The sequence below is a fragment of the Actinopolyspora sp. BKK2 genome, from assembly GCF_011291845.1.
Classification (GTDB): domain Bacteria; phylum Actinomycetota; class Actinomycetes; order Mycobacteriales; family Pseudonocardiaceae; genus Actinopolyspora; species Actinopolyspora saharensis.
In genome coordinates this window covers 416,565-429,246 of sequence record NZ_JAANTE010000002.1, presented here as the reverse complement: position 1 = coordinate 429,246, position 12,682 = coordinate 416,565, and the positions used below count along the sequence as shown (strand labels likewise).

The following is a 12,682-nucleotide window of genomic DNA, read 5'->3' as shown; positions in this document are numbered from 1 at the left end:
TCACAACCTCTGTGCCGGGAAGATCTGCAGGTACAGCAGCGTGATGATGAAGTTCACCGCGAACAGCAGCAGGAAGGTGACCACCACCGACTGGTTGACGGCCTCGCCGACGCCCTTCGGCCCCGGCGGCGGGTTGAGACCGCGGTACGCGGCGACCACCCCCGCGATGAACCCGAAGATCAGCGCCTTGAACTCGCCGATCCACACGTCGGAAAGCCGCGCCAGGGCGCCGAAACTGGCCATGTAGGCACCCGGGGTCCCGCCCTGCAGGATCACGTTGAAGAAGTAGCCGCCGAGCACACCGACGACGCTGACCATGCCGTTGAGCAGCACCGCGACCAGCATCGCCGAGAGCACCCGCGGCACCACGAGACGCTGCACCGGGGAGACGCCGAGCACTTCCATCGCGTCGATCTCGTCACGGATCTTGCGCGAACCGAGGTCGGCGCAGATCGCCGATCCACCCGCTCCGGAGATGAGCAGCGCGGTGACGATGGGGCTGGCCTGCTGGATGATCGCCAGCACGCTGGCCGCGCCGGTGAATGACTGGGCACCGAGCTGTTCGGTCAACGAGCCCAGCTGCAGCGCGATGACCGCGCCGAAGGGGATGGCCACCAGGGCGGTCGGCATGATCGTGACCCCGGCGATGAACCAGCACTGCTGGATGAACTCGCGGAACTGGAAGGGGCGCTTCGGCAGCAGGCGGATCACGTCCAGCCCGAGGGCGAACAGCCTGCCGGTCTCCCGCAGCGCGCCCGCCCCCGGAAAGTTCGTTCGGGTGGGTGCGCTCACCGCTCACCCCGCTTACGGGAGAACCAGCGCCGCTTGCGGCCCGGCGCGGTCTCCGGCTCGGCGTTCGCCCCGGAGTCCCCGGCGGACTCCTCGGCGGAGTCCTCCGGGGCGGCGCGGGGGTGCGGGGTGGGACGGGGTCGCTCCGGTGCGGAGACGGACCGCCGAGCTCCGGGCGCGGCACCCTCCGGGGAGGTGTCTGCTGTGGACTGCTGCGGCAGCGTCGCGATCCGGTCCGTCGGCAGGTCGTCGGCGAGCAGGTCGTCGGCGGGCAGGGCCCCGGAGTCGGTCCCCGCGCCGACACCGCCGCAAGCTGCGCTCGGTTCGTCCACCCCGTAGCGCTCCCGCTCCCGCGGAGTGAGGCTGTTGACCACGGCCTGCCTGGCCCCGGGATCCAGCGTGCCCAGGTTGGCCATCACCCTGTCCTGGCGGCGCCACACCGCGGCCCGCTCCGGCACCCCCGGCGAGATCCCCAGCTGCGGAATGATCTCCGGGACTCCCCTGTCCTCGCCGAGCTCGGCCAGCTCGGCTGCGGTCTGTCCGGAGTCCTTCTCCTCGCTCATGCCGATGGGCCCGGCTCGGCGTCCGTTGAGGAACTGCTCCACGGCGGGTTCGGTGGAGGTCAGCAGCATCTCGCGCGGGCCGAACATGGCCAGGTGCCTGCGGTAGAGCATGCCGATGTTGTCCGGGACCGTCCGCGCGGTGTTGATGTCGTGGGTGACGATCAGGAACGTCGCGTCGGTCTGGGCGTTGAGGTCGACGATCAGCTGGTTGAGGTAGGCGGTGCGCACCGGGTCGAGCCCGGAGTCCGGTTCGTCGAACAGGATGATCTCGGGGTCGAGCACCAGGGCGCGGGCCAGGCCTGCGCGCTTCTTCATGCCACCGGAGATCTCGCCGGGAAGCTTGGTCTCGGAGCCGACCAGCCCGACCATCTCCATCTTCTCGCCCACGATGCGCCGGACCTCGGCCTCGCCCTTGCGCGTGTGCTCGCGCAGCGGGAAGGCGATGTTGTCGTAGAGGTTCATCGAACCGAACAGCGCGCCGTCCTGGAACAGCACCCCGAACAGCTTGCGCACCTCGTAGAGCTCGCTCTCCGAGCAGTCGCAGACGTCGACCCCGTTGATCAGGACCTTGCCGTGCTCAGGGGAGAGCAGCCCGACCAGCGCCTTCAGGAACACCGACTTCCCGGTCCCGGAGGGACCGAGCAGCACGCTGATCTCGCCGGTGGGCAGCGTCAGCGTGACGTCGGACCAGATGTTCTGCGACCCGAAGGACTTGGACAGCCCCTCGACGGCCACTTCGACACCCATCCGCACCTCCACGTCGCTCATCGGCGCCCGTACCGGGGCATCGCTCGGTGTCGGGCTCAGGCCCGAGCTCCACGCCCCGAACCCGAACGCGTGACGCAGCTAACCCGAGTAGCGCGCGTCACACCCCCAACGAGGCCAGAGTGACGAGGGTTACTCCTGAGTTTCGAAGCACTTTCGGTGGGTGATCCAGTTTTGCCCAAAACTGGGAGTCGTCCACAGCCACCGGAGGGACTCCACAGTCACTGGAGGGACGATGAACGACTCGCGCTCCCGATTCCTGACGCAGCTGATCCTCCCCTTCGGGGTGGGCATCGTCGTGGCGCTGCTCCACCGCTGGGGGCCACAGCGGAATGGCCGCTCGGTTCGGCGACCGAACCGGCTCCGGCGATGCTCTTCGGAGCGCTCTGCGGGCTGGTCCTGCTCGGCGTCCGGAAGAAACGCGCACCCCGCAGGCACCACGGCAGCGGGCAAGCACCCGAGCGCTAGGTCAGGACATCGACGCCCCTCCCGTGCCGACCCTGCCGGCACAGGTCGCTCCGGTTCACCGCCGCTTCGCCACCGGAGAATCCTGATCAGCGTGAGAACGTCGGAGCTGGCGACCGCGCATCCACTGCGCCTGCGCGAGGCAACCGAACATCACCAGCTGGACCACCGCGCCCCGGAGAGGAGCCTGCCGAAACCACAGCAGGTACAACTGCAACAGCAGCGCGCACCCGGCCAGCCCCCACAGGGCCAGCTGCGTCCCGCTCCTCCGCGGCTCCCGAATCGAACGGACCTCCGCACCTCGCGCGCCGCGGGAACCGCGCGGGCGAACTTTCCGTCGACGGGAATTCGACGACCGACTCGCCTCGTTACCCCGCGGGGCCCTCGGACGGTTGACGTAGTGACAAAACCCATCGCCACCGTACCGAAGGAGCGGATAGCATACCCTAGGCATCGGCACAACGGCACGGAGGGAAATACGCTGCCCACGCACGTTCCAGCACAGCGTCCCGCTCGGCGAGGCACACCGTTGGCGGTCACGCACGGTGTCCTCTCGGACACGTCCCGCGGTACGGAGTCGTCGAAACATTGAGCGATATCCACCAGAACGACGTGGCCGTGGGACTGCACCTGGTCGTCACGACGCGAACGATGGCCGATGCCTCCAGGGAGTTCGGCCCCCTGCTGTCGAAACTCGAACCGAAGCGCTGCGCGTTGCACCGCTCCTCCGAACACGGGCATCACGAGTTCGATCTGCTGACCGGCACGACGGGGTCGGCGACGCGGCGAACGCTGCGCGACATGGAGACCTGGAGCGACCGCGTGCTCACCAGCCTCGGCCTGGCCTCGGACTACCACATCCTCTTCGACCCGGACGAAGGCTGGACCGTCGAGGACTGCTCGAAAAGCCCGGAGGAAGCGGCGTTGATCCACCCCTCGTGCATCCACTACCACCTGCGCACCACCATCGGATTCGATCCGTGGGATGTCGATAGCCGATGACCGCCCACCACGAGGAACCGGAGTTCCACGGTCGCCCCTCGCCGGAGGAGGACTCGCCGGTAGCGGTGACGATCCTGATCCTCACGCTCGCCGTTGAGGACTTCGGCGCGGCCATGGACGAGTGCCGGACGCTGCTCGAGAGGTTCGACCCCGCCGACTTCGAGATCGAGGCCGTCGAGCAGGCGCACGGCCGGGGCTTCCGGGTGCGGCTCGTCCGCTACGACGGCTACGACCCGAGCGTCGAGCAGGGCTACGACGCCTGCCTGCGCACCGCGTCCGCACGACTGGCCGCTCTCGGGGTCTCCACCGAGGGCGCGGCACCGGCCGCCTCCCCGGACGGGGCCGTCCGCGTGGAGGCACCGCTGACCGGGCACGAGAACGTGCTTCCCCCCTCCACCGAGGAGCACGAGCTGGCGGTGCACGAGCGCGACTGGCGGCAGGGCCCCGAGGAGCTCGAATTCGAGGAGGCGGTCTTCGAGGAGGAGTTCGAGTACTCGGCCGAGGAGCTCGACGAGATCACGGCGCGGCACACCGAGGCCTCCCGGGGCGTGCGGGAGGACTGCAGGATGCTGCTCCGGATCGAGACCAGCGGGTGCGACGGCGCCCGCGCTCACGAGCACGCGAACAAGCTCGCGACCCTGCTGAGCAAGCTCTGGTGGAGCGAGGTCGGCACCGTGAAGGTCGACAAGCCCGCGCTGCTCGACAACGGGACGGTGCGGGTCGACGTCGAGATCTGGCGGACCAACCACACCCCGGACTCGGCCACCTTCCAGCTGATGGAGCTGTTCCACGGCGGCACGTGGACCAGGCCCGTCCACATGGACGAGGAGGGCTCCCCCCGAGTCACCGCCACCTGGTACAGCGCCGACCCCGCTGCGGACGGCCCCTCCAGGATCGAGCTCTGGTGTCAGGCCACCGTGGCGCGGTGAGCCAGCCACCGCTCACCCACTGGTCATCCACCGTGCTCCCCGGGAGCACGGCACCGAGCGCCGACACCAACACTGCCGGGCTCCGAGCCACCGAGGCCGCGTGGCAGGGGCGATGCGGCGGCCGCCACCGGGCCGCCCCGTCCGATCCCTCCGGATGACTCGGGAGTTCACAGCTCCGGAAGCGGGTCCGGGGGCCGCCCCTCTCCCCCGGAGAGCTCGGCGTCGGCGGCATTGATCACCGCCACGTACTCGTCGTCCACGTGGTAGTGCACTCCGTAGAAGGTGAACCACGGGGTGGTGTTGGTGTCCACCGGCCCGATCCGGGCCCCGCGCGGGTTCCGGGACAGCACTCTCTTCGGCCGGTCCTGCCGCAGGGCGGTGGTGGAAAGCACCACCGTCGCCCGGTCGGAGATCACGAAAACGACGTCGGGTAGCAAACTGCCGACGAGCTCGGCCGGGAAGACGTAGCGAATCTCCTCGCCCGGTTCCAGGAGTTCGCGAACACGCTCCCGGAAGTTCGCCGAGATCGGCATGCCGACATGCTAGGCGGCTCGTTCCGGTGCGGGCCACCCCTTCCTCGCTGAGGTGGCGGAAGCCGAGCACGAGGACGCCCCGTCCGATCCCTCCGGATGACTCGGGAGTTCACAGCTCCGGAAGCGGGTCCGGGGGCCGCCCCTCTCCCCCGGAGAGCTCGGCGTCGGCGGGACCGCGGTCAGCCGCTGCCCGCTCAGCCCGCCGGGGTGCCGGGGTGGGCGGCACGGGCCGCTTCGACGATCTCCTCCAGCCCCCTGGAGTGCGCCCCGCGCCAGTAGACCCTCCCGCACGAGCGACAGCGGGCGAACGCGTCGTAGCACCTGCGGGTTCCGGACTCCAGTCGTGCCGAGACCTCCTCCTTGCTCGTCGCCTCCAACGAGCCGTTGCAGGACACGCATCTGCTCCACGGTTCCAGCGGCGGGGCGAACCGGTGCAGCACCTCGTGGAGCTGCTCGTCGGGCCGGGAGGAGTAGACGAAGGCCCCTTCCCGGAGCTTCCTGCGGCGCAGCAGTCCCCGGTCCCTGGTGAGCAGCACGCGCCGCTGCCGCGCGGCCTGCTCGATCAGCTCGTCGTCGGCGGCGTCGTTGCGGTAGGCGGTGTCCAGTCCCAGCAGGCGGAGTCTGCGCGCCAGGGTGCCGAGGTGGACGTCCAGCACGAAGCGCCGCCGCACGTGTTCGGGCCAGTCGAGCGGCCCCACCTCCAGTAGGCTTCCGGCGGTCGGCCTGTCCTCGGCGGTGGTGGCAACGCCGTCGAGGGACAGCTCGCCCACCTCGGTCAGCGGCACCCCCAGCGACTGGACCACGTGCCCGACCGAGGCCGTCCCGTCGTGGGGCAACCGCAGCCACTCCCGCCGGTTCCGCGGGGCAGCGAACAAGCGCAGCTCGGCGGCGAGCCGGACGAGCACGACCTCGGGAACCGCTCCTCCCGCGCTGCGCTCCGCCATCACGACCATGGTGGTCCAACCTGCAAGTGCCCTCGGGCCGCCCAGGGGCACACGCGCGAGGGTCCCCGGCGAGGCTCTTCCGCCGGGGACCCTCGCGGGATCGTCCGTCCACGCCACGCTCAACGACTCATCGCGGCCCTGTCCTCGCCGGCCCGCGGCCGCGGCGGTTGTGACTGCGGCCGCGACTGCGATTGCGGCTGCGGTGATCTCCGGGGGCGAACCAGCTCCGCGCGCTCGGTGGCGGGTTCGAACACCGGCCTGCTCCCGTAGGTGAACCGGGCGGCCAGTCCCAGGGCCTCCAACGGGCGGTCCACCGCTCGCACACCGGTGACCAGGGAGAGACGCTTCCCGGAGAGGTGTGCGCGCAGGTCCAGCTGCGCCAGCATCTTGATCGCCTCGACTCCGAGGAACGTCACGCCGGTCAGGTCCAGCACGATCACTGGGGCCGAGGAATCCACCCGCTGCTGAACGATTTCCGTGAACCGGGGGACGGTGACCATGTCCAGGTCACCGAACACGCTGATCACGATCACACCGCGCCGCGGTCGCTCCGTGCTCAACCGAAACGCGACGTTGTCGTTGCTCTCCTCGACAGCTCGCGCGTAGTCCACGACGTAGTCGCTTCCCCGAACCGATGTTTCAGTCATATGATCCACCTTTTGGGTTCACCAAGGTGGCGCAGAGCCGACGTCTCGCTCTTGATCGGATAATCGCGCCACGACGCGTCACATTCGTCGAATGCGACCTTTTCGGGGGTTCCCTTTATTTCGTGCAACCCGACGTCACCGACGACTGTAGTCAGCCCGCACAACGCGCGCCAAGAGAAACAGCTCACAGTTGAAAAGAGTTCACCCTGCGCACGCACGCTGTGTCACCGGCGGCCATGAATTCGATCAATGACGGGCACGAACACGCGGAGCGCCCTTTTCCGAACGACCACGGTATGTGCCCGCCCGGTTTTCCCTCTCAGAATTATTTCAGGAAACGCTCAGCGCGCCGGGAAATGATTTACACATTCTGTTCATACAGAAACACCCGTTCAGGTGATAAAGCACCGGAGGCAGGTACGCAGCGCGCTGTCGTCCGCCCTGGACGAGAAAAGGGGCGACCACCCGGTGGGTGGCCGCCCCTCGAAGGAACCGAGAGATCACTTGAGGGTGATCTTGGCACCGGACTCCTCGAGCTTGCCCTTGACCTCGTTGGCACGCTCCTTGTCGACCTTCTCGACAACCGGCTTCGGAGCGTTCTCGACCATCTCCTTGGCCTCCTTCAGGCCCAGGCCGGAGACGATCTCGCGAACAGCCTTGATGACCTTGATCTTCTCCTCGCCGGGGTCGTCGAGCATGACGTCGAACTCGTCCTGCTCTTCCTCCTCCTCGGCAGCGGCGCCACCGGCAGCCGGGGCTGCGGCGACGGCGGCCGGGGCGGCGGCGGAAACGTCGAAGGTCTCCTCGAACTGCTTCACGAACTCGGAGAGCTCGAGCAGGGTCATCTCCTTGAAGACGTCCAGCAGCTCTTCGTTGCTCATCTTGGCCATGGTGGTGTTCCTTTCACATCAGCATCGCGCCGACGCGCGGCGCACGGGTGTTGCTCGCGGAGGAGGAGTCGAACCGCACGCGCGGTTCCGGTTCACTCTTCCTTCTTGGACTTCAAGTCCTCGGTCATCCGCGCGACCTGGGACGCGGGAGCGGCGAACATGACAGCGGCCTGGTTCATCTTCGCCTTCAACGCACCGGCCAGCTTGCCCAGCGTGACCTCGCGCGAGTCCAGATCCGCGATCCGCTCGACCTCGTCGGCCGAGATCGGACCGCCGTCCATGTAGCCGCCCTTGATCTGAAGGGCCTTGTGGTCCTTGGCGAAGTCACGCAGTGTCTTCGCCGCCTCCACCGGCTCGCCCTTGATGAAGGTGAGCGCGGTGGGACCCTGGATCAGCTCGTCGATGCCCTCGACGCCTGCCTGCTCGGTCGCGCGCCGAACCAACGTGTTCTTCGCGACGCGGTAGGTCGCGTCCTCACCGAGGTTACGACGGAGCTCCTTGAGCTGGCCCGTCGTCAGCCCGCGGTACTCGGTAACGACGGTGGCGGTCGAGTTACTGAAGTTCTCCGAGAGCTCATTGACCGCGTCAACCTTTTCGGGCCTCGCCATGTCGCCTCCTCTCTAGTGCCTCGCGACTGTGTGCCGGTCGCCAAGAGCCCTGAGACGACAAAACGCCCCGGCGCATTCGGCACGGGGCGTGAAGATTCACCGCGCGCAGCACGCGCTGCGCTAGCCTCGTCCTCCTGCGCGGGTCGCCCGTCTCTACGGGACCTTCGTTCTCCCCGGTGCACGGCGCCGATACCGGCACCCCACCGGCGGAAAAGACCAGCGGTCTCTGGTGGAACCTCCCCCACGGTACGACACGACCTGCGGGAACGGGAACCCGCCCCCTTCCGGAGGGGTGCGCCCCCGGCGCGGCCGTACGCGCGCGACTTGCCCGGCACGGCATGATGTCCCCGTGGCCGATCATCGAGATCCCTCGGAGCACGCCGAGTCCCCGGATCGGGAGTCCGCCTCAGCCGCGAACCCTCCCGAGATCGTCGACGCCGAAGTGGTCCCCACCCCGGAGGAGTCCCGGAGTGAGCCACCGCGCCGCGAGGAACCGCCCACCGGACCGGCCGGCTCCGACGACGAGGAGGCCTTCCGCGAGTACCAGCAGTTCCTCGAGTTCCGGCGCTTCCAGGAGTGGCAGCGCCGCTACGGCGACGCCCCTCCCCCCGCCACGACGGGCGGCTCACCCGAGGGTGCGCGGAAGCGGCCGTGGTACCGCAGAGCGCTCGGACTGCTGCGCTTCAAGGCCGTGCGCAGGCTGCTGTACCTGCTGGTGATCGTGCTGGTGCTGATGTATCTGTACAGCAGCATGTTCGGCGGCGGGGGGCGCGAGGCACCGCAGGGAGCTTCGGGAGGCGCTGGAGGTGGCGGCGGCAGCAGTTCGCCCGTGCTGCAGAGCTCCCCGCGCGGGGCTGTCATCTCCGCCTACGATCTGCTGGCCAGCGACTCCCCCGAGGACGTGTGCCTGCTGTTCACCGACGTGGCCGCGAGCGATTTCGCCGCGGCCCGCGGGGCGGAGAACTGCGATGCGGCCGCGAAGGCGATCGGCGAGGAGATCACCGACAAGTACTCCTACAAGAACCCGGGCATCGCCCGCGACGCCGCGGACGAGGTCGGCAACCGCGCGACGTTGTCCTCCTGCGACCTGCAGGTCAGCGGTGGCCCCAGACTCGGCGAGTTCGGCATGACCCGGCAGGGCTCCGGCGGATGGAAGATCAGTGGTTACAGCCCCGCGGAGTGCGGGGGTTAGTTCGGAGGCCGATGGCACGGCCCGCCCGACGAGACTCCGGGAAACGGTGCGGGCCGAACCGTCGACGCCCGACACCAGCGGGGCTTCCCGCTGACCGGCTCACGAACGGCCCGGTCCCGTAGGGGTGCTACGGCGTGACCTCATCGACTTTCCTGAAGCAGCGGGCCGTGTGCGGCCCCAGGCTGCTCAGGATCAGCACGGGGTGGAGAGCTCCTCGACGGCATCCCGCGACGAGCGCGGGCACGAATCGCTCCCCGACAGCCGCGGCGTCGTCCTCCGGAGCACCGAGGACGACTCTCTCCAGAGCCTCGAAGACCTTCGCCCTGGTCGATCGGTCGATCTCGTGGAAGCCGCGGACGAATGCGGAGGCCATGTTCTCCACCCGGTGCTCGAGTTCGCAGCCGGGATCCGCATCCAGCGCTTCCGCTGACGTGTTCAGCAGTCGGTCATCGGCGCTCGCCAGAAGATCGCAGGAATCCCGCAGCAGCGCCGTGGCAGCACCCGCGGATTGTGGTTCGGGAGGATCCCGGAAGGTCATCCAGTAGGGGACCGCTGCTGCCGTCCGCGTGTTCCACAGTTTGATGTAGTGCCGAGACTCCGCGCCGAGTTCGTGCCAGATGGTCGCCAGGTCGAAGACCCCGCGATCGTGGGCACCGACGAGGGCTTCGAGAAATCCGGTGGCCACAGCGTTGCGCTCGTGTTCGGGACCGGAAACGAGCACCTCGTCCAGGCGTTCGAGCAACTGCGCCCGCTGCCGGGCGCCCATCCGGTTCACCCGAGCGGCGAACGAGGAACCGAGCGCGGCCAGGCGCAGCAGCACCGGGTAGTCGCCCTCCTCTTCGGCGTCCTCCGAAGCACTGTCCACTCCATCCGCGTGCCAGTCGTCCACGGCCGCGCTGTCAGCGGCAGCCAGTTCGGGACTGATACCGGGCAGTTCCGCCCACAGATGTGAAATCGATGCCATGTGTCTCCAACACAGCCGGGACGTGGTCACGTCCGGATCCACGAAAGCCCCGAAAGAACTTCCGGAATCTGCTGTCGAGAGCGTTCTCGGCTCGGCCGGCGCCGTTCCTCGGTTCGGACTACTCGCTCGTCCTGGCGTTGTCCAAGGTTCGCTTCAGGAGCACCTGCGCCACCGCCCCGGTCACCACCGCCACGGGAATCAGCACGACAAGCCCTCCGGCCAGGGTCCGTGCCCCGCCCAGCTCGACAGTGACGAGCTGCGCCCAAGCGAGCACGACCACCGCGCTCAGCACCGCGAAGTACCGCAGAAAACCTCGCGTGCACGCACCACGCAGCACCACGACCAGCGAGAACACGCACAGTCCCGTGCCGAGGAGCAGGGCGATCACCAGGTCGGCACTCGACGAGGACCACAACGCACCCGCCATCAGCAGCAGCACGGAGCAGAGGTCGAAAACAGCGACGGCCAGCACCGTCCTGAACGCGGCCACCGACAGCGCAACACCCCGACTACGTTCCAACCACACTCCTTCGACACCACCCCGTCACGGGCGGAACCACCACACCGTCCACAGCGGACCGTAGTTCCCCGGGGCCCCATCGCGCGAAGGGTTATTCCGATCCGATACTCGAACTCCCCCGGCTCGTGACCCCGCAGCCCGAAGCAGCTCCATCCCGCCCGGAAAACACACCGGACCACCGCCTACCTGCGCAACAGCAGGGCCTTCAGGATGTCCGCTCGACATCCCGAAGGCCCCAGCCGACCGATGAAACTCCGCTACTCCACCACCCGGATGTTCAAACCGTGCATCCTGTGCATGTCCTCCGCGAACTCCCGACGCAACCACTCCATCTCGGCGAAACCATTGAGCACCGGATCGTTCAACGCCTCCTCAAGCGTGTCCCGGTCCTCGAGGTCGTGGTCGTACTCGAACTGATCCTCGTCATAGCCCTGCTCACACGAGGAGACGAAATCCTGCCAATTCCCCAACACGTCCTCGGGACCGGATATCTTCCACTCCCCGCCCGATGCCGGCGTGCGCTTACTCTTCTTCGAGCAGTACGTCCCATCGCCATCGGCCTGCGGAGGATCTGAGCGGCCCGTGAAAGGCTCAACTCCTAACCTTTACTGAACTTCGTTCATGATCCAGCACCTGCTCAGGCTGGCAAGGGCTCATGGATCCAAACGCCCGGACAGCGCAAACCATGGGCGGTGCCCCACTGCCTGAGGTAGCGCGACGCAGCAGACTCGAATCAGGTTGCTGAGGCGGTGAACCCTGAACTTGGCAAGGCGGTGCATCCTCTCGATTTCGGCAGCTCGCGGCAAGTCGAGCGAAAGCTCGCAAGGACATCACGAACGCGATCGGGACACTGGTGACCGCCGTGGTCGTGCTCACCGTTGCGTTCGGGGTCCACCTCGGATCCAAGGACAAGCTCGCATCCCTGTGGACCCCGAAGGATGTCGATGGTAATCCACTGACGACCATGCTCACTGGCTACGGCCGGAAGGATCAAGACGACAGCAGTGAGGATGCCGGACGGATTCGCAGAAACCTCTGACGGTCAACGTGGACGACGTGATGGAGCTGTCTCAGAGCCACTGAGACACGATGACAGCCCCCTCCCGGTTATTCCGCAAGGCCGTTGGGAGCGGATTTTACGCAAATTTCCTGATTCACACCAGGAAGAACACACGATGGGATGATCTTGAGTCGCTACCGAAAATGTTTGCTTGACCGACTATTTCTGCAACACCTAACCTCTCCTTGTTATCAGTCCCGAACAGCCAAGGGGAAAATGAGCTTCATTGACGACCTTTACCACACTGTTGACCGTGCTTGCGGCCACATAGTGGACCCCATTGCGAGGAAGCTTGCCCACCGCGCCGACGGGAGCGACGTCGATCCCACTTCCCCGCAGGACACTGTGGGCACTTCCATCTCCGAGGACACGATGGACCAGTACGCTGAGCAGGTCCTCACGGAAAACCGAGAGGAGTTCAAGGAAGCAATCAAGAAGCATCTCGCTGAAAAGTTGTCAACCAACTCCGGTGTTACCCAGAACGCCGTTTCGGAGAACTAACCAAACCGGGAACTCACACCCCTCCTCATACCTTTCCGAGGCAGAGGAGGGGTTTTTCGTGTTCTTTCCGATATTGAATGCAGAAGGTTGTACAGGTAGATCATTCCTGGGGTGACGATACGAAGGAAACTGTTTTTCCAGTACGATGTTCTTCGACAAAGAGCACATGCACGCCAGGAAAAACCGTTGCGATATCAGATTGTCACGGGGCGGAGTGGGGACCAGTTGTGCTGGTTGGCCGGGCGAGTCGACGACCATATTCGGTGGGATCCGAGGAACACATTGTCGGTGTTCATGGCTCTGGTGGTGA

General features: G+C 67.0%; 15 protein-coding genes. 5 read left to right on the top strand and 10 right to left on the bottom strand.

Going from position 1 to position 12,682, the window contains the following annotated elements; translation table 11 throughout:
- Together G9Q41_RS05845 and G9Q41_RS05840 are read right to left on the bottom strand one after the other, a co-directional pair.
- Positions 1 to 792: an ABC transporter permease gene (locus G9Q41_RS05845; RefSeq protein WP_165631865.1), complete on the bottom strand. Its 792-nt coding sequence runs from the start codon at positions 790 to 792 to the stop codon at positions 1 to 3.
- A complete protein-coding gene (locus G9Q41_RS05840; RefSeq protein WP_165632105.1) occupies positions 789 to 2,099 on the bottom strand; it encodes an ABC transporter ATP-binding protein in 1,311 nt (436 codons plus the stop codon). The genes G9Q41_RS05845 and G9Q41_RS05840 overlap by 4 nt, the downstream gene beginning before the upstream one ends.
- Before the next feature lie 1,071 nt (positions 2,100 to 3,170).
- Between G9Q41_RS05840 and G9Q41_RS05835 the strand changes: the two genes are divergently transcribed.
- Both G9Q41_RS05835 and G9Q41_RS05830 read left to right on the top strand, forming a co-directional pair.
- Positions 3,171 to 3,584, top strand: coding sequence for a hypothetical protein (locus G9Q41_RS05835; RefSeq protein WP_092525926.1), 414 nt, complete (start codon positions 3,171 to 3,173; stop codon positions 3,582 to 3,584).
- Entirely contained in the window at positions 3,581 to 4,513 is a 933-nt protein-coding gene (locus G9Q41_RS05830; RefSeq protein WP_165631866.1) for a hypothetical protein, read from the top strand. The genes G9Q41_RS05835 and G9Q41_RS05830 overlap by 4 nt, the downstream gene beginning before the upstream one ends.
- 167 nt (positions 4,514 to 4,680) lie before the next feature.
- Here the strand turns inward: G9Q41_RS05830 and G9Q41_RS05825 are convergent, their stop codons facing one another.
- From G9Q41_RS05825 to rplJ, 5 genes are all read right to left on the bottom strand, one after another.
- The gene (locus tag G9Q41_RS05825; RefSeq protein WP_165631867.1) at positions 4,681 to 5,046 is read right to left on the bottom strand and encodes a hypothetical protein; all 366 of its coding nucleotides are present in this window, start codon (positions 5,044 to 5,046) and stop codon (positions 4,681 to 4,683) included.
- 194 nt (positions 5,047 to 5,240) lie between these two features.
- Positions 5,241 to 5,999 (bottom strand): Mut7-C RNAse domain-containing protein, encoded by a 759-nt coding sequence (locus G9Q41_RS05820; protein ID WP_165631868.1) that lies wholly within the window; start codon positions 5,997 to 5,999, stop codon positions 5,241 to 5,243.
- Between the two features lie 110 nt (positions 6,000 to 6,109).
- Complete coding sequence (locus G9Q41_RS05815) at positions 6,110 to 6,637, bottom strand: STAS domain-containing protein (protein WP_165631869.1); 528 nt, start codon at positions 6,635 to 6,637, stop codon at positions 6,110 to 6,112.
- Positions 6,638 to 7,137: 500 nt separating this feature from the next.
- A complete protein-coding gene (gene rplL / locus G9Q41_RS05810) occupies positions 7,138 to 7,527 on the bottom strand; it encodes a 50S ribosomal protein L7/L12 (RefSeq protein WP_092525918.1) in 390 nt (129 codons plus the stop codon).
- Positions 7,528 to 7,619: 92 nt separating this feature from the next.
- Complete coding sequence (gene rplJ / locus G9Q41_RS05805; RefSeq protein ID WP_092525916.1) at positions 7,620 to 8,135, bottom strand: 50S ribosomal protein L10; 516 nt, start codon at positions 8,133 to 8,135, stop codon at positions 7,620 to 7,622.
- A gap of 349 nt (positions 8,136 to 8,484) precedes the next feature.
- Here rplJ and G9Q41_RS05800 point away from each other — a divergent pair, with 349 nt between their 5' ends.
- On the top strand, positions 8,485 to 9,327 hold the full coding sequence (locus G9Q41_RS05800) for a hypothetical protein (RefSeq protein WP_165631870.1): 843 nt from the start codon (positions 8,485 to 8,487) through the stop codon (positions 9,325 to 9,327).
- A 127-nt stretch (positions 9,328 to 9,454) separates the two neighbouring features.
- Here the strand turns inward: G9Q41_RS05800 and G9Q41_RS05795 are convergent, their stop codons facing one another.
- The 3 genes from G9Q41_RS05795 to G9Q41_RS05785 form a co-directional block, all read right to left on the bottom strand.
- Positions 9,455 to 10,291 (bottom strand): hypothetical protein, encoded by an 837-nt coding sequence (locus tag G9Q41_RS05795; protein WP_165631871.1) that lies wholly within the window; start codon positions 10,289 to 10,291, stop codon positions 9,455 to 9,457.
- Between the two features lie 118 nt (positions 10,292 to 10,409).
- Positions 10,410 to 10,811 carry a hypothetical protein gene (locus tag G9Q41_RS05790; RefSeq protein WP_165631872.1) on the bottom strand — a complete coding sequence of 134 codons (402 nt, stop codon included), beginning with the start codon at positions 10,809 to 10,811 and terminating at the stop codon, positions 10,410 to 10,412.
- Between the two features lie 257 nt (positions 10,812 to 11,068).
- On the bottom strand, positions 11,069 to 11,281 hold the full coding sequence (locus tag G9Q41_RS05785) for a hypothetical protein (RefSeq protein ID WP_207630554.1): 213 nt from the start codon (positions 11,279 to 11,281) through the stop codon (positions 11,069 to 11,071).
- A gap of 383 nt (positions 11,282 to 11,664) precedes the next feature.
- Here G9Q41_RS05785 and G9Q41_RS05780 point away from each other — a divergent pair, with 383 nt between their 5' ends.
- The gene (locus tag G9Q41_RS05780; RefSeq protein ID WP_165631873.1) at positions 11,665 to 11,850 is read left to right on the top strand and encodes a hypothetical protein; all 186 of its coding nucleotides are present in this window, start codon (positions 11,665 to 11,667) and stop codon (positions 11,848 to 11,850) included.
- A 237-nt stretch (positions 11,851 to 12,087) separates the two neighbouring features.
- Positions 12,088 to 12,372 (top strand): hypothetical protein, encoded by a 285-nt coding sequence (locus tag G9Q41_RS05775; RefSeq protein ID WP_165631874.1) that lies wholly within the window; start codon positions 12,088 to 12,090, stop codon positions 12,370 to 12,372.
- Positions 12,373 to 12,682 lie beyond the last annotated feature (310 nt).